Below are 21,618 nucleotides of genomic sequence, written 5' to 3' on the forward strand. Positions count from 1 at the left end.
TCCTCCCGGGTGCCATCCGCCGGGCATGGCCGGCGGCGCTTGTGGGCACCATCTTAGGCACGATCGGCAACGTGTGCGCCGACACCCGACTATGAGGCACGGCTCACATGGCGATAGGGTGAATTCGATCTCGTTCTCTGAAAGGCCTCTCCATGCACCGTCGCATTTCCCATCCCGGACTCCAGCAACTCGTTATGACCGCCGAACAGGCAGCGGCCATGATCCGCCCGGGAATGACCGTGGCGATGAGCGGTTTCACCGGCGCAGGCTATCCCAAAGCGGTCCCGCAGGCGCTCGCCGCCCAGATGGAAGCAGCGCACGCAAAGGGCGAGGACTTCCAGATCAAGGTCCTCACGGGCGCCTCGACGGCCCCGGAACTCGACGGCGTGCTGGCCAAGGCCGGCGGCATGGAACTGCGCCTGCCCTACCAGTCCGATCCCACGCTGCGGAAGCGGATCAACGACGGCGAACTCGAGTACATCGACATCCACCTCGGGCACGTGGCCCAGTACACCTGGTTCGGGTTCTACGGGCACGTGGACCTGGCCGTGATCGAGGTAGTGGGCATCAACGAGGACGGCAGCCTCATCCCGTCCTCCTCCGTGGGTAACAACAAGACCTGGCTTGAGCAGGCGGACAAGGTCATCATCGAGGTGAACCGCCAGCAGCCGGAAGCCATGGACGGCATGCACGACGTCTACTACGGCACCGCACTGCCCCCGCACCGCAAGCCCATCATGCTGGTGAACCCGGATGACCGCATCGGGGAGCCTTACCTGCGTCTGGACCCGGAGAAGGTCATTGCCGTGGTTGAGACGGACGCGCCGGACCGCATGACTCCGTTCGCAGCGCCGGATGAAACCTCGCAGCAGATCGCCGGGCACCTGCTGGACTTCTTCGATGCCGAAATCAAGGCCGGCCGGCTGACCAACAAGCTCCTTCCGCTGCAGTCGGGGGTGGGCAACATCGCCAACGCCGTGCTCGCCGGACTCTCCACCGCCGGGTACACCGGGCTCACGGCCTACACCGAGGTGATCCAGGACGGCATGCTGCACCTGATCCGCGACGGCGTGATCCGGGTGGCCTCCGCGACGTCCTTCTCGCTGAGCCCGGCGGGCATCGAGGAATTCAACTCGAACATCGATTTTTACCGCAAGCGCATCATCCTGCGGACCCAGGAGATCTCCAACCACCCCGAACTGATCCGCCGGCTGGGCTGCATCGCCATGAACGGCATGATCGAAGCTGACATCTACGGAAACGTGAACTCCACGCACGTTGCCGGTACGGCCATGATGAACGGCATCGGCGGCTCCGGGGACTTTGCCCGCAACGGCTTCCTTTCCGCCTTCATGTCCCCGAGCACGGCCAAGGGCGGGAAGATTTCCGGGATTGTGCCCATGGCCGCGCACGTGGACCACACGGAACACGACACCATGCTGATCATCACCGAGCGGGGCCTGGCGGATCTGCGCGGCCTGTCGCCCAAGCAGCGCGCCCGCGTCATCATCGAGAAGTGCGCGCACCCGGACTTCCAGCCGCTGCTGCAGGACTACTTCGAGCGCGCCAGCCGGAACAGCATGGGCAAGCACACCCCGCATCTGCTGGACGAGTCCCTGTCCTTCCACCAGCGGTTCGTCGAAACGGGAACCAGCCTGCCGGAGCCCGCCGGCCTTTAGCGCATCTGCGCGGGGGCCTAGCTCCCGCGCAGCCGGTCCAGTTCGCGGCGGTCCTTTTTAGTGGGCCGGCCGGCGCCCCGGTCCCGTACCGGAATACCCAGCGCCGGAGCTGCGGGACGGGCAGGCGTGGAATCCGTGAAGCAGTGCGACGCCGCTTCGGCACCGACGCGTTTGCTGATCAGCTGCCGGACCTCGAGGATCCGTTCGAATCCGGGCTGCCGGATCCGGACGGTGTCCCCGGGCTGTACCGGCTGCGCGGCCTTGGCGGGATTGCCGTTCAGCCGGACATGGCCGGCGCGGCACGCCGCGGTGGCCGCGGACCGGGTTTTATAGGCGCGGACCGCCCACAGCCAGGCGTCCACCCGGACGGTTTTTGAAGTGCTCGCTGGAATGCTCATGGGAGTTCCGAGTCTAGCGAAGTCCGCGCAGCCGGGCGGCGTCTTCCAGCGCCTGCTGCTGCTCCGGGCTCACTAGGGACCCGACGACGACGGCATCCCCGCCAGCTGCCCGTGCTGCGGCATCCGGTGCTGCGGCCAGCAGGCCGCGCACCTCGGCGGGCGTGTAGGGGACCGGAACCCGGGTATGTGCCACGGCGTGGCAGGTGGGACACAGCGGCACCAGGTCCGAGACCGGATCCAATGCGTAGCCGCCGGGCAGGTCCGTGCCCGGCACCAGATGATGCACCTGCATCAGCGCCTCGGTTCCCGGACCGTACCGCTGCGAAGGGACCAGCCCGCAGGCCGCACAGCAATTGCCGTGGAACGCCAGGCACAGCCGGCGGGCCTCGGCGTCGTGCTCGTAGGAGTTAGTGCGCTGCAGGCCCAACGCTTCGGCAGCCAGCGTGCCCGGGGGAGGGCTCAGCGGATCCGGCTCGGCGCCGAGAAATCCCGACCACAGCCGCCGCAGTGCCGGCAAGGAAGCTGACGGTACCGGCACGGCGCCGCCGACCCGGGGCAGGTTCGGCACATCTTCCTCGAGGAGCGACGCCGGCACTTGCTCGCCCAGGGGCAGCAGCCTGTCGAAATCCACCGTCACGGCGTCGGCGGTGCCGGTGGGGCCGGGCGGGACAACGACGCCGTGGCCCACCAGTCCGCGCTGCATCCCCTGGCTGCCGCACAGCAGGAGCCATACCTCGGTTCCAGCAAGCAGCGGGCGGCCGGCCATCAGGGGCATGCTCCGGCGGAAGGTTCCGCCGTCGTTCACCGCTGCTACTGCCGGACCGTAACCGCCGGGCCAGGGATCCGGGAGGTCCGGATTCCATTCAAGAAGGACTGATGCCACCGGTTAGCGGGGCTGGTAGGTGAGGCAGTCAGCGAGTTCCGCGCCGGGACCCACCCGTACATCGCGGGCGTCGCACATGAGGTGGTCATTGAACCGGCACTCATTGCGCTGGCACGCACCCACCTGGGCGAGGACCTTGGGCAGCCCGCCGGTGGCTGATGTGTCGATGAATGTGGCGCAGCTGGCGTGATCGGGAGAGCCGCCCACCGTGATCGCGTAGGCGGTGCATCCCTCATGGTTGAAGTCGCAGCTGGATACGGTGCAGTCCTGCACATGGGCAACGTGGTCGGTCATGGTTCCTCCAAAAGGCGGTCATTCGTTCCGTGCCTGGTTTCGAACGTACCACCGCGGTGCGGGAATAATTAGCGCGAATTTCCCTGCCCTATTTGGCCGGTTTGGCCGGTGCCGTCCGGTTGGGTAGAACGGAAGGATGACCGCTATGCAGGCCCCGGCCTCCGCCGCCGAATTCCAGCTCGCAGCGCAAGCGCAGGGCCTGGCCCTGGACGCTGCCCAGCTGGGCGTCCTTCCGGCGCTTGCCGCGGCTGCCGCGGCGGCCCGATCCGCCGAACCCGCGCCGGACAATACCTCCGTCTACCTGTGGGGCCCGCCGGGGCGGGGGAAGACCTGGCTGCTGGACACGTTGTTCGACTCCGTGGATATCGCGCAGAAACGGCGGCTGCATTTCCACGACTTCTTCCGTGAACTCCATGCACTCGTCTTCGCCGGTTACGGAAACCCCGGCTACCGGCAGGATTCGGCCTTCGCCGCGGCCCTGGACCAGATGCTGGGCCGGGTCCGGCTGCTGTGCTTTGACGAATTCCATGTAAAGGACCCGGCGGACGCAGCCTTCATCACCCGACTGCTCCGCACCGTGCTGGACCGCGGCATCGTGCTCGTGGCGACATCCAACTACGCGCCGCAGGAGCTGCTTCCGGACGAGATGTTCCACCACCTCTTCGAACCCGGTATTGCACTGATAACCGGACACCTGCAGGTCCTGGAGCTGGACGGGGACACGGATTACCGTGCCCGCCCCGGAAACACCGCCGGTTTCGCCGCCGGGTATCACCTGCGCAGCAACGACGACGCGCTGCTTGCCGTAGCCGGGCTGATCCCGCCCGGCGCAGCGGAAGGGGTGCAGCTGACACCGGGCACCCGGACGCTGGAGGCCCTGCGGGCGGACGGCGGGCAGCTGTGGTTCGATTTCGAGGACCTGTGCCATGCGCAGTCGGCCACCTCCGACTACCTGCAGCTGGCGCAGGCGCACCGGCACTGGGTGATCAGCGGCGTGCCCCCGGTCGGAGGATCGAATCCCTACGGCTGGCAGCGCTTCGGCAACGTCGTGGACGTGCTCTACGACGCCGGCTGCCGTCTGGACGTCATCGGGATGCCGGATTACGACGGCGTGTTCCCCGGGATAGCCCACCCCACCGACCTGGCGCGGATCCGCAGCCGGTTCGGGATGCTGCAACAGCTGCCTGCGGCCGGAAGTTAACTACCGCGTCCCACCGTTAGCGCCCGATGTCAGTTCCCGGCGTCGGCCGCGTCCTGGGCGTCAGCGAGCTTCTGCCGGGCTTTTTCCGCCGCCCGTCGGGCGGCACGGGCCGCGCGCCGGGCATGGTCCCGCTCTCGTTCCAGCTTCCCGGAACGCCGGTCCACGGTTGCGACCTCCCGCTCGAGTTGCCTAATCCGCTCCCGCAGTTCGTCGATCTCATCCGTGAGCTCGTCCCGACGGCCGGCGGACTCATCCACTTCCCGCTGGGCGGCGTCCAGCGCTTCCTGCGCCGTGCGCTCGGCCGCTGCCGCTTCCTCCAGGTCCGCCTGCGCCTTCCGGACAGCCCGCCGGGCTTCGGCCTGCCGTAGGCGGACCGCGGAACTGTCCTGGCTCCCGCCCTTGTCCTTCGCAGCCCCGACCCGGCCGGCCCCCGCCCTGCCGCCGGCCCCGTGGGCTATCGAGTCCGGGTCGGCAACGGCACCGTCCAGGTCCACCTCTTCCCACCCGCTGGCCGCGAGGGAACGGACCAGCTGGCCGCTGGCCACGGCCTCGGCCGCCGAGGGGTCTGTCATCGCGGCCCAGAGGGTCTGTTCGGCTTCCGCTGCCAACGATTCGCTGACCGGGTGGTCCAGCTCGGAGGCCAGGTCCCGGGCCTGGCGGACAATCGCGCGCAGCAGCCGCTGGCGTTCGGTGCTTAAGCGGCGCAGCTGCTTCTGGTCCAGGTCCTCCTGGGCTTCGCGCAGCGCCGCTCCCAGCTCCAGCACCTGATCCAGGTCCTCCCGCCGCCGGTGCGCCAGCAGATTAACCAGCCAGGCCGCCGTCGAGGGCTTTGGCAGGGCCTTGATGCGTTTGGCCAGATCCTTGTCCCCGGCCCGCCCGGCATCGGCGGCGGCGGCGTTGCGAGCGGCAGTGAATTCAGACGGCAGCAGCGCGTAGAGCCCGACGACGGTGGCACCGAGCGACGGCGGCGGCTGCGGATCCGCACTGCTCACCCGAAGACACCAAACCGGCCCAGCGCCACCACCAGCGAGAGCATCATCAGGATGACGCCCAGGGCGATCCGGTTGCGTTCGCCCCGCCGCACGTGGACCAGGACAGCCAATGCCATCAGGACGGTCAGCCCGGATGCAGCGATCGGCGTCAGTACGGGCGCCAGGCCGGTTGCCTCGGGAATGACCAGTCCGGCCGCTCCAAGGACTTCGAGGACGCCGATCAGTTTCACGGTGACCGGGGAAAAGTCCTCGGGCCAGCGAAGGTTCTCCCGGACACGCGCATAGCTCTGGAAGATCTTTACGACGCCGACTCCGGCAAATAGAAGTGCCAACAGCAGTTGAACAAGCCATAAGACCAGAGACAGCATGGGTACCTAAGCGACTTTCTGTGTACGGGCAGGAGTCAGCAGATTAGAACAGAGTGAACCAATGGAACCATCACAACCCAAGGATGGTCTGCCGTCGGGGAACTGCGCAACAACGGGCGTGGCGTAGCGCAGGTCGCTCAGAACCCGGCCACGGGACGGGGACGGTAGAACTCCTCGAGCGCACTGAACTCCTCTTCGGCGAGCTGGATGTCCAGGGCCTGGATGTTGTCGTCCAGATGGGAAGCTGCCGTGGCGCCGATCAACGGAGCCGTGACCACCGGGTTGGCCAGGACCCAGGCGAGGGCGACCTGCGCCCGGGTGGCGCCGAGCCCCTCGGCTACGTTCCCCACTGCATCGGTGATGCTGCGGTCCACTTCCTCGTTGCCCCCGTAGAGCATGTGGCCCTGTTCGTCGTAGTCCTGCCGGACCGTCCTCGTTCCCCAGGGACGGGCCAGGCGCCCGCGCGCCAGCGGGGAATAGGGCAGCGCTCCGATGCCCCGGTCCGCGCAGAGCGGATACATTTCCCGTTCCTCTTCGCGATAGAGGAGGTTGTAGTGATCCTGCATGGTGATGAACTGCGCCCAGCCGTGCTGTTCCTGCAGGAAGATGGCTTTCGAGAACTGCCAGGCGTGCATGCTCGAGGCGCCCAGATACCGGACCTTGCCGTCCCGGACCAGCTGGTCCAGGGTCTCCAGCGTTTCTTCGAGCGGCGTGGTGCCGTCCCAGCGGTGCACCTGGTAAAGGTCGATGTAGTCGGTGCGCAGGCGCCGCAGGCTCTGCTCCACCTGCCACAGGATGTGTTTGCGGGATAACCCCCATCCATTGGGACCCGGTCCCATCTCGCCGTGCACCTTGCTGGCGATCACGACTTCTTCCCGCCGGCAGTATTCCGCAACGGCAGCTCCGAGGATTTCCTCGCTGTGGCCGGCGGAATACACGTTCGCGGTGTCGAAAAAATTGATGCCCAGCTCCACCGCGTGCCGCAGCAGGGACTTGGCCTCGTCCTCGCGGATGGTCCATCCGTGCGCGCCGCGGTCCGGATCGCCGAAGCCCAGGCAGCCCAGCCCAATGACCGAAACAGTTGCCCCTGACTTGCCGAGCTTGGCGTATGTCATCGAGTTCATCGGCTGGCCTCCGCTGCTGCAGTGCGGGTTCATTACCGCACGATGCTACCGGGACGCGGCCCCGCTCCGGTAGGCAGGAGGCCCGAGGACTCCCGGCAGCTGCGGTTGCGGTCCTATACTGGCGCACATGGCCGCCGGAACAGGTACCGCAAGCCGTTTCTTGGTAGATGAAGCATTGGTGCTGCCGCCGCTGCATGAGCTGGCTGGTGTCGCTAAAGTGGCACAGCCCCGGGAAGGCCGGCGCACGGAAGTCCGGTATGACACCCCGGACGGCTCCCTCCGCAGACGCGGGTTCAGCCTCTCCCGGCACACGGACGACGACGGCGGTACGCGCTGGGAGCGCAGCGCACCCTCTTTGGAGCCTGCGGTCCGGGCCAGCAACACTACCGGGCCCGGTGCAGGGGTTCCGGCGGAACTGGTGGAGGACCTCCAAGCCGTGCTTCGGGGCCGGGAACCGGTGCCTGTTCAAACCCTTGTCACGCGCTATCTGGAGTACGGCCTGCTGGACGGTGCGGGCACGGTGCTTGCCCGCGTCACTGATGAAAGCACCAGGGCAGAGGGCATCGGAGCCGAGCCCTCCGGCCCGGACCGGCGGGTCTGGGCCGTTGCGTCCGCGGGCGGGGCGCTGGGCAAGGACGCGGGAACCATGTTCCTCGCTGCCGGTGCCGTGCCGGCGGGCACGGACGGCGTTGGGGGACAGGACGCAGTGCGGCACCCGGAGGGGACCGGCGCGGGCAACGGGGATACTCCGGACGGAACCGATGCCGGCATCCTGGACGCTCGAAGCCCGGTAGCACTGCTGCTGCTGGAGTATCTGCGCGAACAGTTCGAAGAGCTGCTGCGCCACGATCCGCGCGTGCGGCGGGGGGACGCTGACGGCATCCACAAGATGAGGGTTGCCACCAGGAGGCTGCGCTCGGCCCTCTCCAGCTACCGCAGCATCATGGACACCGAGCCGGGGCGCTCGCTGCGCGGGGAGCTGCGGTGGCTCGCCCGGGTACTGGGGAAGGCCCGGGACGCGCAGGTGATGCGGCACCGGCTCCAGCAGCTGATTGCCGCCGAACCCGCTGACCTGGTCATGGGGCCGGTTGCCGCCCGCGTGGACGAGGAACTGCTCCATGACTATCGGGAGGCCTACGGTCACGTCCGCGAAGCACTGCACTCCCAGCGGTATTTCCAGGCATTGGACGGACTCGAAGCACTACTGGACAGCCCGTTCTGGACGGAAACGGCCAGGGAACCGGCAGGTCCCGCAGCTGCCCGCATCATCCGGCGGGACCGGAAAAGGCTGCACCGTCGGGTACGGTCCACACGGACATTGACGGGCCTCGAATATGCGGAAGCGCTTCATGACGCGCGCAAGGATGCCAAGCAGTTGCGCTACGCAGCCGAAGTCTGGGCGCCCGTGCAACCGAAGGAAGCGAAGGAAATGGTGGACGCCGCCGAGCATGTGCAGAAGGTCCTGGGTGAGTACCAGGACAGCGTGGTGACGCAGGCCTACCTGCGGCGTATGGGGGCAACGGCGTTGGCTGCCGGTGAGAACGGCTTTACCTACGGGCGGCTGCATGCCTTGGAGCAGGCCTCGGCCCAGTCGGCCCAGGAGCGGTTTGCCCACGCTTGGAAAGGCTTCCCGACCAGCCCCTGAGGGAGGCAATCGCATGGAATCGCCCTGGGCGCCGCTGCGCCGGCGGATGTTCCTCATTCTGTGGCTTGCCCAGCTGGGGTCCAACATCGGCACCTGGATGCAGACCGTGGGGGCCCAGTGGTTCCTGGTGGAAAACAGTGACAATCCCGCCCTTGTATCCCTGGTCCAGACTGCGAACCTCGCACCGTCCCTTCTGCTGGGTCTCATTGCCGGGGTGCTGGCGGACGCCTTCAACCGACGTCGGCTGATCCTGGGCGCCAACATCTTCGCCGCCGGTGCTGCTACCGTGCTGACGGTCGTGGCCGCGCTGGGCCTGCTGGACCCGGATTCGCTGCTGCTCTACACCTTCCTCATCGGCTCCGGCATGGCGCTGAGTGCCCCCGCCTGGCAGGCCATCACCCCTGCACTGGTGCCGCGGGAAGAGATCCAGGCAGCCGCAGCGCTCGGCAGTGTGGCAATGAACACGGCCCGCGCCGTTGGTCCCGCCATCGCCGGCCTGCTGGTGGCCCTGACCGGTCCGGCCTTTGTGTTCGGCCTGAACGCACTGTCCTTCGTGGGCACCTCCATTGCGATCTACAGTTGGCGGGCTCCGCAGCGGGATCCGGACGAACGCGAACACGTGGGAGAGGCGCTCGCCGCAGGTATCCGCTACATCCGTGCTGCGCCGCTCATCCGCCGGATCCTCCTGCGGTCCGGCCTGTTCATATTTCCCGCCAGCGCCCTCTATGCGCTGCTGCCCGTTGCCGCCAACGGCCATCTCGGCCTGGGTTCGGCAGGATACGGGCTACTGCTCGGGGCGCTGGGTATCGGCGCCGTGCTGGGTGTCCTGCTCCTGCCGCGGCTCCGGACCGTCCTGAAGGACAACACACTGCTGGGCATCAGCGCCGTGGTCTTCGCGGCCGGGACCTTCGCCTCGGGATACCTGCCGGCGTGGGCCGTTGCCGTGCTGTTGGTCTTCGCGGGGTTCGCCTGGATCTCCACGTTCTCCACCTTGAACGCAGCTATGCAACTGACCCTGCCCGAATGGGTGCGTGCCCGCGGCCTGTCTGTGTATCTGATGGTCGCCGCCGGCACGCAGGCCGTGGGCGCTGTTTTCTGGGGATCGGGTGCCACCGGTGCCGGCTACGCTCCTACCCTGGCTTTTGCCGCCGGCGTACTGCTGGTGGCGGGGGTCAGCGTCGCGGTGCTTCCGCTGCTGCCGGGCACCGGACGCCTGGACCGCAGCGTAGCCGGCACGGAACTGCACCTTCCCGCCGGTGAGGAACCGAAACCCGGTGCCGGGCCGGTGACGGTCCTGATCTCCTACGAGGTCCCCGCGGACCTCAGTGACGAGTTCGTGAAGGCCATGCACAGAGTCCGGCTGTCCCGCATGCGCACCGGTGCCACGGACTGGGAACTGGTGCACTCGGTCACTGACCAGGATCAGTTCCGGGAGATTTACGATGTGCCGACCTGGCGGGAGTACCTGCGGCAGGAACAGACGCGGACTACGGGGGAAGACCGCCGGATCATTCAGGCCGCATGGGACCTGGCCGAAGTGGAACCGCGGGTCCGCTGGTTCCTCCCCGCCTCCGCCTGAGCGTTCGGCCCGGCGGCAGTCCAACGGATAGACTGGGACCCGGTTCGAAGGCCGTTTCCGCGGCGGGCCGGCGCGTTGGTAGCGATGCGCTGAAAACGATGCAGTGAACAAACCATTAGTTGAGGTATTTTGCGAGATTTTAGTGCACGCCTGGCCACTGCCGAGGAGATCGCCAACTGGGATAAGCACGTGCTTGCCAACCCCGGGGGCGGCAATGTCCTCCAGTCGGCGTCCTTCGCGGAAGTGAAGTCCCACCACGGCTGGAATCCCGTCTACCTGGCCTTCACCGGACCCGATTACGTGACCTACACGCTGGCGATCGAGAAGAAGGTCCCGGCCCTGGGCAGCCTCTGGTACCTCATCAAGGGTCCCGACGTCGCCGCCCCCGAAGACGTGCCGCTGGTGGTGAACGCGCTGACCCGGTTCATCAAGGAGACCCGCCGCAAGGTTTTCGCGATCAAGGTCGAGCCGGACATCGTGGACAGCGAAGAGGTCCAGGCCCTGTTCACGGGGGCCGGATTCATTAAGACATTCAACCTGCAGCCCAACGACTCCACGGCACTGCTGGACACCACGCCTGACGAGGAGCAGCTGCTCAAGAACCTCTCCTCCCGCGGCCGGAACGCGGTCCGCCGGGCCATCCGTGAAGGCGCCGATGTCCGACGGGTCGAGCCGACCGAAGAAAACATGCGGACCATGTACCGCCTGATGGCCCACATCGAGGACCGCTCCGCTGCACGGCTGCGCTCCTACGAGTACTACCACCGGTTCTGGTCCAACTTCGTTGCCGCCGGCCAGGGGCGCTTCTACTTTGCATTCGAGGACGGGGAGCCCACTGTGGGTGCCTTCGTGATTGCCTACGGGAACAAGGGCACGTACAAGGACGGCGGGTCCAAGCCGCGGCGCTCCCAGTACGGGGATTCGCATCTGGTCCAGTGGACCGCGATCACCGAACTCAAGAAGGAGTGCGGCATTGTCCAGTACGACTTCTGCGGCACACCGCCGAGTAACCAGCTCAAGGATAAGAGCCACCCGCACCACGGGCTGGGTCTGTTCAAGACCAGTTTCTCCAAGACGGTCACGGATTTCGTTGGGTGCTACGACTTCGTTGTGGACCCGGTCCGTTACCGGATCTGGAACACCATCGGCGAACGCGTGGCGCGGCAGATTTACTGGCGCCGCCACCAGCAGCCGTTCTACTAAGCAGCAGTTCCAGCAGGCAATAACCCGGGCGGGTCCCGGAACAGGCGAAAGGGTGAATCCTTGGAGAACACATCCGATCCGGGTGGGCGCAAGCCCGGATCGAATCCGGATTCGGCACCGAATCCGGACCCGGTTGCGGGGCCCATTCCGTTGATCAGCGTGCCGGCCCGCCGGCGGGCGGAGCCCGCAAAGGCGCAGCCGGAACACCCTGAGCAGGGGAAGGCGCAGCAGGGGAGCCGGCAGCCTGGCAGCACCCAGGCAGGGAAGCCGCAGGCCCAGCGGGCAAAGTCCGGCAAGGGACCCCGGCCGGGGCAAGGCGCGGCCGGGCGGTCTTCGCGGCCGGCGGCAAAGGCGCCGACGCCGCCGTCGAAGGCTCCGGGGCAGCCAACCGCCGGTATGGACATGCCCACCGCTGCCCTGCGCAGCACCCGGCCCAAGCCGCCGCCTCCCACCACATCAGTAATCCGCCCGGCCGGGTCCAAGGCGCTTCGTCCGCAGACGGGCCGCATGCGGACCACGGCCGACCCGCGTGAGAAACGGCCGGCGCGTACGCGCAAAACCGTTCCCCCGGGAACGGTGCCGCTGCCGTCCACAACCGTCCGTGCGGACCGCTCGTCCGCTGCGGCGCGGCGCATGCTGCGCAGGCTGGTCCAGGGGGAGAATCCGCCCACCCAGGCCATGTCCATTGTGGAGCGGCTGGCCGGCAGCCCCTATGCCAACCCCATGGTGCGCACCGGCGGGCCGGACGCGAATGCCCGCAAGACCCTGGACCTGGCCCTCGGCATGGCCGAAACCATGTTCCGTTACGGTGCCGGCGCGCTGGAGGTGGAAACCGCCATCATCGCGGTGACCGCCGCATTTGGGCTGGAAAGCATCGAAGTGGACATCACCAACCAGTCGGTGCTGCTCAATTACTCTCCGAAGGACCAGACGCCCATCACGGTGATGCGCGTGGTCCGTTCCTGGACGAACAACTATGCCGGGCTCGGCCTGGTCCACCAGCTGGTCACCGACATCATCGACGGCGGGCTCTCGCGTGCCGAGGCGGCCAACCGGCTCAACGAGATCACGCAGCGGCCGAAGCCGTTCCCGCGCTGGGCGGTGACCGTGTCCGCCGGTGTCTTCGCCGCGGCGATCGTAGGGTTCATCGGTGGCGGCCCGCTGGCCTCGCTGGTGGGCTTCGCCGGCACGGTGATGGTCAGCCTGCTCCAGCGCGTGCTGGGCAGGTGGCGGGTCCCGGACTTCTTCACGACGGCGGCCAGCGGCTTTGTCGTCACGGCGATGGCAATGCTGTTCTGGTCCATGGAGGTGCCGATTTCCCCCGGCATTGTCGTTGCGGGCGGAATCCTGCTGATGCTGCCCACCGGGCGTCTGGTCTCCGCAGTACAGGATGCGATCAACGGGTTCCCGGTGACGGCGTCGGGCCGGTTCCTGTCCGCGTTCCTGACCTTCGGCGCCCTGGTGGCCGGTATCGCCGTCGCGCTGGTAATGGGTGCGTTGATGGGCATGGGCCGGTTGAACGTGACGGACGTGACCTCGTCGCAGTACTCCTTCCCGGTGACCCTGCTGTTGTTGGCCGTTGCGCTGGGAACCATCTGCATTGTCGAACAGTCCCCGCGCCGGCTGGTGCTGCCCACGGTGCTGATCGGCACCGTCGGTTTCCTGGTCTACCAGCTGGCGGAGGCAGGCGGCATGGGGCCGCGCCTGACACCGGCGGTGGCTGCCATCTTCATCGGCATGGTGGCGCGCATCGTTGCCCTGCGGATGGGGGCACCGCAGCTGATCGTCGCCGTCCCCGCTGTCCTGTTCCTCTTCCCGGGGCTGGCGATCTTCCGGTCCATGTACGGCCTGAGCATCGGCACCGACGAGATGTACCAGGGCGTGGTGGGCCTGTTTGACGCGCTCACCGTCATTCTGGCCATCTCCGGAGGCGTGGTGCTCGGTGACAACCTGGGCCGGCCCTTCACCCGGAACCTCAACGGCAACGACCGCCGCAACCGGCGGCGCTAGCAGCCCCCGAAAAGACAAAAGCCCGGCCCGCTGATGAAGCGGGCCGGGCTTTTTGCCGTCCGGGCTAAAGAATCTTGCCCACCGGTGTGCGCTTTTCGGCCTGGAAGACGTCTTCGGTGCGTCCCGCAGCCCAGTAGCCGGAAAGGGAGACCTGCCGGCGTTCCAGTCCCCGGTGGCTGAACAAGACATCGCGCAGGGACTTCATGGCCTCCCGCTCGCCATGTGCAAAGACCTGCACGGTTCCGTCCCGCCAGGGTGCCGCCGAAACGGCGTCGGTCAGCATCCGGCTCCGGCCGGCGGGGATGTCCCCGCGGTACAGCCAGGTCAGCTCCACGCCCGCAGGTTTCGGCACGGGCTGGCGGTCGGCGGGGCCGGCGACTTCGATGAACGCCTGCCCGACGGCGTCCTGCGGCAGCGCACGGAGCACAGTGGCAGCCGCGGGGAGGGCTGATTCATCGACGGCCAGCAGGTACCAGTCGGCGTCGGGGTCGGGGTTGAAGGCACCGCCGGGGCCGGAGAAGGTCAAGGGTTCACCCGGCTGTGCCGTCGCCGCCCACGGCCCGGCCAGGCCTTCGTCTCCGTGGACTACGAAGTCGATGCTGATTTCGCGTGCTTCAGGATCCACGTTCCGGACCGTGTAGGTGCGGGACACCGGCCAGTGTTCCCGTTCGCTCCGCGCCCGAATGGTGTCCAGGTCCTCGGTGCCGTCAATCGGGCGGCCCTGCGGGCCAAACCAGATCTTGCAGTAGGCATCGGCGCAGCTGTTGGGCTGGAACCGGTCGAAGCCGGGTCCGCCGGCAACCACCCGCACCATATGCTCGCTGATCTGCTCCCGGCGGAGAACCTCAAGGGTCAGCAGGGGGCGCTGGCGCCGGGGAGCAGGAGACTCAGGCTCCTGCTGGCGCGGGGAAGTCATTGGTTCGGACATGGGTGTCTCCTAGGAAAGGGCCTATAACTACCGTATCGCGCCGCTCTTACCGCTCCCCGCGAAGCCGCCAGTCCACGGGCTCGGCGCCCTGCTGGGCGAGCAGCTCGTTAACCCGGCTGAACGGCCGGGAGCCGAAGAACCCGCGTGATGCCGACAGGGGGCTGGGATGCGCCGATTCGACGGTGGGCGTGCCTCCGAGAAACGGGACAATGCCCTGCGCATCGCGGCCCCACAGGACGGCGACCAGGGGAACGCGCGTGCCGTCCGGGCGGCGGCGGGCAGCCAGTGCCCGCACGGCGAGTTCAGTGATTTCCTCCCACCCCCGCTTCCGGTGTGAGCCTGCTTCCCCGGCACGCACGGTGAGCACGCGGTTCATCAGGACCACACCCTGATCCGCCCAGGCGCTGAGGTCCCCGGAGGGGGAGGCATTGATTCCCAGATCGGCGTGGAGCTCGGTAAAGATGTTGTTCAGGCTTCGGGGAAGCGGACGCACGCCCTTCCCCACGGAGAAGGAGAGGCCCACCGCATGCCCGGGGGTGGGGTAGGGGTCCTGGCCTACGATCAACACGCGGGCGCTGGCCAACGGACGCTGGAAGACGCGCAGGATGTTGCCGGGGGCAGGCAGGATGCGCTGTCCGGCGCGGCGCTCCGCCTCCAGTTCGGCTGCTATTTCTTCCAGGCGCGTCTTCACCGGGGCCAGCACATGGGCCCAGTCGGGAGCCATGAGGTCCTCAAGGCGTGCGGGTGCAGCGAAGGGGAAAGGGATATTTTCCTCCCGTGCGGCTTCGCCGGTGTAGGAAAAAAGCTGGGGTTCGTCTGTGGTCACTGGTCCATTTTGTCACCGGTGCGTTTGCGGTGTCTTGCCGGGGACCGTCCTAAATGACAAGCCTGTTATTCCCAATTAGCATGGGCGGTAGATATACAACAGGGATCTTTTTGGGAGTGAATGTGGCGGAATCGGCCGAAGCCGAGCGGTTTTCCCTCGATGACGCAGTGGACCCGGAGAGCCCGTTGGGTGCCCAGGAACAGCAGATGCTTGCGTTGGAACGGGCGTGGTGGAAATACGCCGGCGCCAAGGAACAGGCCATCAAGGACCTCTTCGGGATGTCGGCCACGAGGTACTACCAGGTCCTGAATGCCCTGATTGATACCGAGGAAGCCCTCGCCCATGATCCGATGCTGGTCAAACGATTGCGTAGACTACGTACGACCCGCCAGCGTGCCCGTACCGCCCGCCGCCTGGGCACCGGCGTTTAGCGCCGGTTCCCTCCAATGTTGGCGGCCCAGCATGCGGCGCCATCAGAACAAGGATTGAAACTCCACAATGAGCCAATACCCCCGGGACGAGTTCGACAAGGTCCCTGAAACGTCCGCGCGGCAGGGCGTGCACCGCGAACGCCTCATTCCCTCGCGTTCGAACGGGCTGGGGCTGCTGATCACCGTGGGTGTGTTGGCTCTGCTGATCGGCCTGGCAGCCTTCTTAGTGCTGCCGCGGCTGGGCATCGGTACGGGGTCCGATGATCCGTCCGCGGCGGCACAGGCTCCGGCGCCTGCCTCTGCGTCCGCCTCAGCTGCGGCCACTCCGACTCCCGAGGTGGAGTCCGACGCCGCCTCGCCGAGTCCGACTCCGGCATCCACGCCCACTCCGACTCCCACGCCCAAGCCGACGCCGACCCCGACTGTGCCGGCGGTCGACCGTACCCAGCCGGTGGCAGTGTTCAATGCCAGCGGGGTCACCGGACTAGGTGCCAGCGTTTCCGGCCGGATGAGCGCTGCTGGGTGGGCCGTGGGAACTGTGGCTAACTGGGGCGGCGCACCCCAGCAGGGATCCGGCGTTTACTACAGCTCGCCGGAGCTGGCAGCAAATGCGCAGGAAATCGGCGCGCAACTGGGGATACCCGCTCTGGAAACGCCCGGCTTCACCGGTGTCACCGTGATCCTGGGCCCGGGATACCGGTAAACCGGGCTCGGGTAAAAAGACCATAACGTTATCGCTGCCTGTGTATGTGATCGGTATCACCGTAGTTAGAGTGATGCCAGCCGGTTTGCGCCGCTGACCTTGGCCTCCCTTGGGAACCGACAGAGGCGCCGGATCCGGCGCCTCCGGCGTCCAAGCATGCCGCCGGAGGGCGGCATCGGAATCTAGGTTGGAGAAAGATCATGGCGCAGGGGATCGTCAAGTGGTTCAACGGTGAAAAAGGGTACGGCTTTATTACCCTCGACGAGGCAGAGACGGACGTGTTCGTACACTGGTCAGCCATCCAGGCATCCGGTTACCGGACGCTGGAAGAAGGCCAACGGGTTGAGTTCGAAATCGGCGAGGGCCAGAAGGGTCCGCAGGCCGAGGAAGTCCGTGCACTGTAGGCCACTTTAAGGAACATCCTCCCGGCTTGGGGGCGGGATCGGCAGCGGCGGAGCCTCGGCTCCGCCGCTGCTTTTGCATTCGCCCGCCGGCAGCGGCCGGGAACGCTGTGAACCGGATGGCATGTCGGCGTGATCGCTTGCACTCAGTGTGTGGGAGTGCTAATTATTGACTTAGCACTCTTGCCGGATGACTGCTAAATGTCCGACGGTGTTGAGTGAACAAGCAACCCACTGGGGTGAGGAACGGGGAGCGCGTAAAGAGATCGCGCGATCCGGGCCGTCCGTCGCGGGCACTCCAGCCAGGAATGCAACATTTTGCTCCAAGCATGACTGTTCCGGAAGGACGATAGCCGTTATGGCCAAGATCATTGCATTTGAAGAAGAGGCACGCCGCGGCCTCGAGCGCGGGTTGAACATCCTCGCCGACGCCGTCAAGGTGACCCTCGGCCCGCGTGGCCGCAACGTGGTCCTCGAAAAGAAGTGGGGCGCCCCCACGATCACCAATGACGGCGTTTCCATCGCCAAGGAGATCGAGCTGGACGATCCCTACGAGAAGATCGGCGCAGAGCTGGTCAAGGAAGTTGCCAAGAAGACTGACGATGTTGCCGGTGACGGCACCACCACGGCAACTGTCCTCGCCCAGGCACTGGTCCGGGAAGGCCTGCGCAACGTTGCCGCCGGCGCCGACCCGCTGAGCCTGAAGCGCGGCATCGAGAAGGCTGTTGCCGCCGTTACCGCCGAACTGATTGCATCTGCCAAGGAGATCGAAACCAAGGAGCAGATCGCCGCTACGGCTTCCATCTCCGCCGGTGACCAGCAGATCGGCGACCTGATTGCCGAAGCACTGGACAAGGTGGGCAAGGAAGGCGTCATCACGGTCGAGGAGTCCAACACCTTCGGCCTGGAACTGGAACTCACCGAAGGCATGCGCTTCGACAAGGGTTACATCTCCGGTTACTTCGTCACCGACGCCGAGCGCCAGGAAACGGTCCTTGAGGATCCGTACATCCTGATCGTCAACTCGAAGATCTCCAACGTCAAGGATCTCGTTGCAGTCCTCGAGAAGGTCATGCAGTCCGGCAAGCCGCTGCTGATCATCGCCGAAGATGTTGAGGGTGAAGCCCTGGCAACTCTGGTGGTCAACAAGATCCGCGGCACCTTCAAGTCCGTAGCCGTCAAGGCACCGGGCTTCGGCGACCGCCGCAAGGCACAGCTGGCCGACATCGCCATCCTCACCGGTGGCCAGGTCATCGCCGAAGAGGTTGGCCTGAAGCTGGAAAACGCCACGCTGGACCTGCTGGGCAAGGCCCGCAAGGTTGTTGTCACCAAGGACGAAACCACCATCGTGGAAGGCGCAGGCGACGCTGAAGAGATCGCCGGCCGCGTCAACCAGATCCGTGCCGAAATCGAGAACTCCGATTCGGATTACGACCGCGAGAAGCTGCAGGAACGCCTGGCCAAGCTGGCCGGCGGCGTTGCAGTCATCAAGGCCGGTGCGGCAACCGAGGTTGAGCTGAAGGAACGCAAGCACCGCATTGAGGACGCTGTCCGCAACGCAAAGGCTGCCGTTGAAGAAGGCATCGTCGCCGGTGGTGGCGTGGCCCTCATCCAGGCCGGCCTCAAGGCCTTCGCGAACCTGTCCCTCGAGGGCGACGAAGCAACGGGCGCCAACATCGTCCGCGTTGCCATCGACGCTCCGCTGAAGCAGATCGCCTTCAACGCAGGCCTGGAGCCGGGCGTTGTTGTGGACAAGGTCCGCGGCCTGCCCGAAGGCTTCGGCCTGAACGCAGCAACCGGCGAGTACGAAGACCTGCTGGCTGCCGGCATCAACGACCCGGTAAAGGTAACGCGCTCTGCCCTGCAGAACGCAGCTTCCATCGCCGGCCTGTTCCTGACCACCGAAGCAGTGGTTGCTGACAAGCCGGAGAAGTCGGCCCCCGCCATGGGCGGCGCTGACGAGATGGCCGGCATGGGCGGCATGGGCGGCTTCTAAGCCCCCGCAGCTCTTGCCTAAAGCGTAAGTAAGAGGCGGGGGGGGCGCCGGCCGGGGGGCCCCCCGCGGGGGTTCATAGACAACCGCCACGGCGACATCTGGCGTGTGCCCCGCCGCCGCCCGCGGCCCGCCCCCCCCGCCTCTTGCATTTAAGAGCGCACCTGCATTTAAGAGCGCACTGCCTGTAAGAGGGCACTGCCTTGCAGAGCGCCAGCACAGCTCCGGGCGGCGACGGAATCAGTGCATAAAGAGCGACGTGTTCGCCGCCTCCGTCTCGGCGTACTGCGCTGACGCGAAGGCCAGCGCCTGGTTGATGCTGTCCAGTGATTCCTCCACCCGGGCCTGCGTGGCCCGCCAATCGGTAACCAGCAGCTGGAAATTGGCCGACGCGGATCCCCGCCAGATTTCGCTTAGCGAGGCCAGCCCGGCCTGCATGCCGTTCACGTCTGCCCGAAGGCGCTCAATGGTTCCTTGTACTTCGGCACTCTTGGCAGCCAGCGCCTCGCTGTCCACGGCAAATAGGGGCATGATTTCCTCCTGGTAGCGGCTTGGATCGGATACCGGAAGGGTAGGGCGGCAGCCGGCCGCCGGCGCGAGAAGGACCAATAGGGTGTGGAGGACGAAGGCCGGTCTTCCTCCGGGATACCCCTGTGGAGGGCAGAACGGCCCCTCCGGCCCGTCTGGAGGCCCGGCGGCGCCCAGGGGAGGGTCAGTTGTCGTCAGCGTCGTCGGGACGCTCAGGGAACTGCTCCGGAGCGCGGTAGGGTAGGCGGATGGACAGGGTGGCGCCTCCGCCTTCCGTCTCGGCCAGCCGCACCGTCCCGTCGTGCTGGGCCACCAGGGCGGCCACAATGGCCAGTCCGAGCCCGGTGCCGCCGGTCTCCCGGTAGCGGGAGGAATCGGCGCGGTAGAAGCGTTCGAACACCCGCGCGGCGTCGTCCTCCGAGATCCCGGGCCCGTGGTCCCGTACCTCCAGCACCGCGTCCATCCGGTCATGGATAACGGGTGCTACTCCGACTGCCACTTCGATGGGAGAACCGGCCGGCGTGTAGCGCAGGGCATTGGTCATCAGGTTCGCCACGACCTGCCGCAGCCGGGCCTCGTCTCCCATGGTCGGTGCGCTCTGCGGCGCGTGGCCGTCCAGCCCCACCACCCGGATGTCCCGGTCGGGAGCGCTGGCACGCGCGTCCAGGGCGGCGTCGTTGCCCAGGATCATCAGGTCCACCGGCTCGTATTCGAGCGGGCGCTGCTCATCCACCCGGGCCAGGGTCAGGAGGTCCTCTACGAGTTGTCCCATGCGCTTGGCTTCGCTCTCGATTCTGCCCATGGCAGCGGAGATCTCTTCGGGTTTCTGAAGTGCGCCGTGGCGATACAGCTCCGAGAAGCCGCGGATGGTCACCAGCGGGGTCCGCAGTTCATGGGAGGCGTCCTGCACGAAGCGGCGCATCTTGCGCTCGGATTGGGTGCGGGCTGCAAACGCAGTTTCGATATGGGCCAGCATGGCATTGAGCGAGCGGGACAGGCGGCCGATCTCCGTGGCAGGGTTGCCCACCTCCACGCGGCGGGAGAGGTCCCCGGCAGCAATGGCGGCTGCGGTTTTTTCCACCTGGCTCAGCGGACGGAACTGCCGGGTGACCGCCCAATAAGCGATCCCCGTGGCGCCCAGGGTTCCGAGCAGCCCGACCGAAAACACCAGCGACGCCGCCTCGTCCACGGTCGCGGCGACCGAGTCCAGCGGAATCGCAACGGCCACGGAACCGGGCAGGTTCTCGAAGTCGTAGATGCGTACCCGCCAGCCCTTCGATGTCGGCTCCGTGCCGCGGACATCGAAGCCCTCGGCGTCCATGGCCTCTACCTGTTCGGAGGTGTAGTTATCGAGCTTCGGGATGTCCGTCGCCGACTCCGAATGCGTCGCCGGACCATGGCTGCCGTCTTCGTTCAGGTACAGCCCGTAGTACCGGAACAAGGAGGCGTCGGTGCTCGGCTCGTTCACCAGCAGGTAGCGCGAGACCTTGGACGCATTAGCGTCGATGTCCGCGTCCAGCCGGTCCACCAGTATCTGGCGCAGCAGGGTAATGGTGGCGAAGCCGGTGATGGTCACCGTGACCACCATCAGCACCGCCATGATGGCGAGAAGCTGCGACCGAAGTGAAGCGGATTTCCAGCGCCGTATCAAAGCCCTAGCGCTTCTCCGAGGAGCGGAGCAGGTAGCCCACGCCGCGCTTGGTCTGGATCAGCGCCGGCGCGTCCGGGCTGCGGTCGATCTTGCGTCGCAGGTAGGAGATGTAGGACTCCACGATGGAGGCGTCTCCGTTGAAGTCGTATTCCCAGACGTGGTCCAGGATCTGTGCCTTGGACAGGACACGGTTCGGGTTCAGCATCAGGTACCGCAGCAGTTTGAACTCGGTGGGGGAGAGGTCGATGGTGACCCCGCCGCGTCGCACCTCGTGGGCGTCGTCGTCGAGCTCCAGATCATCCACGCGGATGACGGCGTCGTCGTCCTCGAGCGGTTGGGTGCGGCGAAGCACGGCGCGGATCCGCGCCACCACCTCGTCGAGGCTGAAGGGTTTGGTGACGTAGTCGTCGCCGCCCACGGTGAGGCCGGTGACCTTGTCCTCGGTGTCGTCGCGGGCGGTCAGGAAGACCACGGGGAAGTGCTGTCCGGCGGCGCGCAGCCGGCGCGTGAGGGTGAAGCCGTCCATGTCCGGGAGCATTACGTCCAGGACCGCGAGGTCCGGATTGTGGGAGTCGACGGCGGCAAGGGCCTCACGGCCGTTGGCTGCCGCGACGACGTCGAACCCGGCAAAGCGCAGCGAGGTGGACAGCAGCTCGCGGATATTGGGCTCATCATCGACAACAAGGAGGCGTGCTTCGGGTGCAGACGATTTGTTCACCCGCCCAGTTTCTTACATTTAGCTGGACGTTGTCTGTAGGTGTGCAGAACAAAATCTGGGAGT

At 66.6% G+C, this 21,618-nt stretch carries 21 protein-coding genes; 10 read left to right on the top strand and 11 right to left on the bottom strand.

Annotated elements, in window-relative coordinates; translation table 11 throughout:
* Positions 1-152: 152 nt before the first annotated feature.
* A complete protein-coding gene (locus NNX38_RS12045; protein ID WP_255798224.1) occupies positions 153-1,679 on the top strand; it encodes an acetyl-CoA hydrolase/transferase family protein in 1,527 nt (508 codons plus the stop codon).
* Between the two features lie 17 nt (positions 1,680-1,696).
* On the opposite strand, the gene NNX38_RS12050 is transcribed toward NNX38_RS12045, so the two are convergent.
* From NNX38_RS12050 to NNX38_RS12060, 3 genes are read right to left on the bottom strand one after another with little or no spacing between them, the layout of a single operon-like run.
* Positions 1,697-2,077, bottom strand: a complete 381-nt coding sequence (locus NNX38_RS12050) for an RNA-binding S4 domain-containing protein (RefSeq protein ID WP_255798225.1) — start codon at positions 2,075-2,077, stop codon at positions 1,697-1,699.
* Between the two features lie 13 nt (positions 2,078-2,090).
* Complete coding sequence (locus NNX38_RS12055; RefSeq protein WP_255798226.1) at positions 2,091-2,960, bottom strand: restriction endonuclease; 870 nt, start codon at positions 2,958-2,960, stop codon at positions 2,091-2,093.
* Between the two features lie 3 nt (positions 2,961-2,963).
* Positions 2,964-3,254 (bottom strand): DUF1540 domain-containing protein, encoded by a 291-nt coding sequence (locus NNX38_RS12060; RefSeq protein ID WP_229952828.1) that lies wholly within the window; start codon positions 3,252-3,254, stop codon positions 2,964-2,966.
* A 136-nt stretch (positions 3,255-3,390) separates the two neighbouring features.
* Here NNX38_RS12060 and zapE point away from each other — a divergent pair, with 136 nt between their 5' ends.
* Positions 3,391-4,455: a cell division protein ZapE gene (gene zapE / locus NNX38_RS12065; RefSeq protein ID WP_255798227.1), complete on the top strand. Its 1,065-nt coding sequence runs from the start codon at positions 3,391-3,393 to the stop codon at positions 4,453-4,455.
* Between the two features lie 29 nt (positions 4,456-4,484).
* Here the strand turns inward: zapE and NNX38_RS12070 are convergent, their stop codons facing one another.
* The 3 genes from NNX38_RS12070 to NNX38_RS12080 all read right to left on the bottom strand — a co-directional run bounded on the left by NNX38_RS12070 (position 4,485) and on the right by NNX38_RS12080 (position 6,930).
* A complete protein-coding gene (locus tag NNX38_RS12070) occupies positions 4,485-5,447 on the bottom strand; it encodes a hypothetical protein (RefSeq protein WP_255798228.1) in 963 nt (320 codons plus the stop codon).
* On the bottom strand, positions 5,444-5,815 hold the full coding sequence (locus NNX38_RS12075; RefSeq protein ID WP_255798229.1) for a DoxX family protein: 372 nt from the start codon (positions 5,813-5,815) through the stop codon (positions 5,444-5,446). The genes NNX38_RS12070 and NNX38_RS12075 overlap by 4 nt, the downstream gene beginning before the upstream one ends.
* A gap of 137 nt (positions 5,816-5,952) precedes the next feature.
* Positions 5,953-6,930, bottom strand: coding sequence for an aldo/keto reductase (locus NNX38_RS12080; RefSeq protein WP_255798636.1), 978 nt, complete (start codon positions 6,928-6,930; stop codon positions 5,953-5,955).
* Between the two features lie 136 nt (positions 6,931-7,066).
* Here NNX38_RS12080 and NNX38_RS12085 point away from each other — a divergent pair, with 136 nt between their 5' ends.
* From NNX38_RS12085 to NNX38_RS12100, 4 genes are all read left to right on the top strand, one after another.
* Complete coding sequence (locus tag NNX38_RS12085) at positions 7,067-8,584, top strand: CHAD domain-containing protein (RefSeq protein ID WP_255798230.1); 1,518 nt, start codon at positions 7,067-7,069, stop codon at positions 8,582-8,584.
* Between the two features lie 13 nt (positions 8,585-8,597).
* Complete coding sequence (locus tag NNX38_RS12090) at positions 8,598-10,163, top strand: MFS transporter (RefSeq protein WP_255798231.1); 1,566 nt, start codon at positions 8,598-8,600, stop codon at positions 10,161-10,163.
* 129 nt (positions 10,164-10,292) lie between these two features.
* On the top strand, positions 10,293-11,366 hold the full coding sequence (locus NNX38_RS12095; protein WP_255798232.1) for a peptidoglycan bridge formation glycyltransferase FemA/FemB family protein: 1,074 nt from the start codon (positions 10,293-10,295) through the stop codon (positions 11,364-11,366).
* Positions 11,367-11,873: 507 nt separating this feature from the next.
* Positions 11,874-13,376: a threonine/serine exporter ThrE family protein gene (locus tag NNX38_RS12100; RefSeq protein WP_370646465.1), complete on the top strand. Its 1,503-nt coding sequence runs from the start codon at positions 11,874-11,876 to the stop codon at positions 13,374-13,376.
* A gap of 64 nt (positions 13,377-13,440) precedes the next feature.
* Here the strand turns inward: NNX38_RS12100 and NNX38_RS12105 are convergent, their stop codons facing one another.
* Positions 13,441-14,304, bottom strand: a complete 864-nt coding sequence (locus NNX38_RS12105; protein WP_255798234.1) for a siderophore-interacting protein — start codon at positions 14,302-14,304, stop codon at positions 13,441-13,443.
* Positions 14,305-14,350: 46 nt separating this feature from the next.
* Positions 14,351-15,130: a uracil-DNA glycosylase gene (locus NNX38_RS12110; RefSeq protein WP_370646438.1), complete on the bottom strand. Its 780-nt coding sequence runs from the start codon at positions 15,128-15,130 to the stop codon at positions 14,351-14,353.
* A 167-nt stretch (positions 15,131-15,297) separates the two neighbouring features.
* Here NNX38_RS12110 and NNX38_RS12115 point away from each other — a divergent pair, with 167 nt between their 5' ends.
* From NNX38_RS12115 to groL, 4 genes are all read left to right on the top strand, one after another.
* Positions 15,298-15,561: a DUF3263 domain-containing protein gene (locus NNX38_RS12115; protein WP_370646466.1), complete on the top strand. Its 264-nt coding sequence runs from the start codon at positions 15,298-15,300 to the stop codon at positions 15,559-15,561.
* Positions 15,562-15,628: 67 nt separating this feature from the next.
* The gene (locus NNX38_RS16840) at positions 15,629-16,264 is read left to right on the top strand and encodes a LytR C-terminal domain-containing protein (RefSeq protein ID WP_304661700.1); all 636 of its coding nucleotides are present in this window, start codon (positions 15,629-15,631) and stop codon (positions 16,262-16,264) included.
* A gap of 200 nt (positions 16,265-16,464) precedes the next feature.
* Positions 16,465-16,668 carry a cold-shock protein gene (locus tag NNX38_RS12125; protein ID WP_255792935.1) on the top strand — a complete coding sequence of 68 codons (204 nt, stop codon included), beginning with the start codon at positions 16,465-16,467 and terminating at the stop codon, positions 16,666-16,668.
* A 355-nt stretch (positions 16,669-17,023) separates the two neighbouring features.
* Positions 17,024-18,661 (top strand): chaperonin GroEL, encoded by a 1,638-nt coding sequence (gene groL / locus NNX38_RS12130; protein ID WP_255798235.1) that lies wholly within the window; start codon positions 17,024-17,026, stop codon positions 18,659-18,661.
* 237 nt (positions 18,662-18,898) lie between these two features.
* Here groL and NNX38_RS12135 read toward each other — a convergent pair whose 3' ends face one another.
* The 3 genes from NNX38_RS12135 to NNX38_RS12145 form a co-directional block, all read right to left on the bottom strand.
* On the bottom strand, positions 18,899-19,189 hold the full coding sequence (locus tag NNX38_RS12135; protein ID WP_229952771.1) for a WXG100 family type VII secretion target: 291 nt from the start codon (positions 19,187-19,189) through the stop codon (positions 18,899-18,901).
* Between the two features lie 181 nt (positions 19,190-19,370).
* On the bottom strand, positions 19,371-20,786 hold the full coding sequence (locus NNX38_RS12140) for a cell wall metabolism sensor histidine kinase WalK (protein WP_255798236.1): 1,416 nt from the start codon (positions 20,784-20,786) through the stop codon (positions 19,371-19,373).
* A gap of 55 nt (positions 20,787-20,841) precedes the next feature.
* A complete protein-coding gene (locus NNX38_RS12145; protein ID WP_227913521.1) occupies positions 20,842-21,555 on the bottom strand; it encodes a response regulator transcription factor in 714 nt (237 codons plus the stop codon).
* Between the last annotated feature and the right edge of the window lie 63 nt (positions 21,556-21,618).

Source organism: Arthrobacter sp. zg-Y238, from assembly GCF_024385525.1.
GTDB classification, from domain to species: domain Bacteria; phylum Actinomycetota; class Actinomycetes; order Actinomycetales; family Micrococcaceae; genus Arthrobacter_B; species Arthrobacter_B jinronghuae.

Bases quoted from the DNA above. Each gene is read 5' to 3' on its own strand.
- NNX38_RS12125 (WP_255792935.1), top strand. From the start codon at position 16,465: ATGGCGCAGGGGATCGTCAAGTGGTTCAACGGTGAAAAAGGGTACGGC.
- NNX38_RS12045 (WP_255798224.1), top strand. From the start codon at position 153: ATGCACCGTCGCATTTCCCATCCCGGACTCCAGCAACTCGTTATGACC.
- NNX38_RS12080 (WP_255798636.1), bottom strand. From the start codon at position 6,930: ATGACATACGCCAAGCTCGGCAAGTCAGGGGCAACTGTTTCGGTCATT.
- zapE (WP_255798227.1), top strand. From the start codon at position 3,391: ATGACCGCTATGCAGGCCCCGGCCTCCGCCGCCGAATTCCAGCTCGCA.
- NNX38_RS12105 (WP_255798234.1), bottom strand. From the start codon at position 14,304: ATGTCCGAACCAATGACTTCCCCGCGCCAGCAGGAGCCTGAGTCTCCT.
- NNX38_RS12100 (WP_370646465.1), top strand. From the start codon at position 11,874: ATGCGGACCACGGCCGACCCGCGTGAGAAACGGCCGGCGCGTACGCGC.
- NNX38_RS12075 (WP_255798229.1), bottom strand. From the start codon at position 5,815: ATGCTGTCTCTGGTCTTATGGCTTGTTCAACTGCTGTTGGCACTTCTA.
- NNX38_RS12085 (WP_255798230.1), top strand. From the start codon at position 7,067: ATGGCCGCCGGAACAGGTACCGCAAGCCGTTTCTTGGTAGATGAAGCA.
- groL (WP_255798235.1), top strand. From the start codon at position 17,024: ATGGCCAAGATCATTGCATTTGAAGAAGAGGCACGCCGCGGCCTCGAG.
- NNX38_RS12140 (WP_255798236.1), bottom strand. From the start codon at position 20,786: ATGGCGGTGCTGATGGTGGTCACGGTGACCATCACCGGCTTCGCCACC.
- NNX38_RS16840 (WP_304661700.1), top strand. From the start codon at position 15,629: ATGAGCCAATACCCCCGGGACGAGTTCGACAAGGTCCCTGAAACGTCC.
- NNX38_RS12050 (WP_255798225.1), bottom strand. From the start codon at position 2,077: ATGAGCATTCCAGCGAGCACTTCAAAAACCGTCCGGGTGGACGCCTGG.
- NNX38_RS12060 (WP_229952828.1), bottom strand. From the start codon at position 3,254: ATGACCGACCACGTTGCCCATGTGCAGGACTGCACCGTATCCAGCTGC.
- NNX38_RS12090 (WP_255798231.1), top strand. From the start codon at position 8,598: ATGGAATCGCCCTGGGCGCCGCTGCGCCGGCGGATGTTCCTCATTCTG.
- NNX38_RS12135 (WP_229952771.1), bottom strand. From the start codon at position 19,189: ATGCCCCTATTTGCCGTGGACAGCGAGGCGCTGGCTGCCAAGAGTGCC.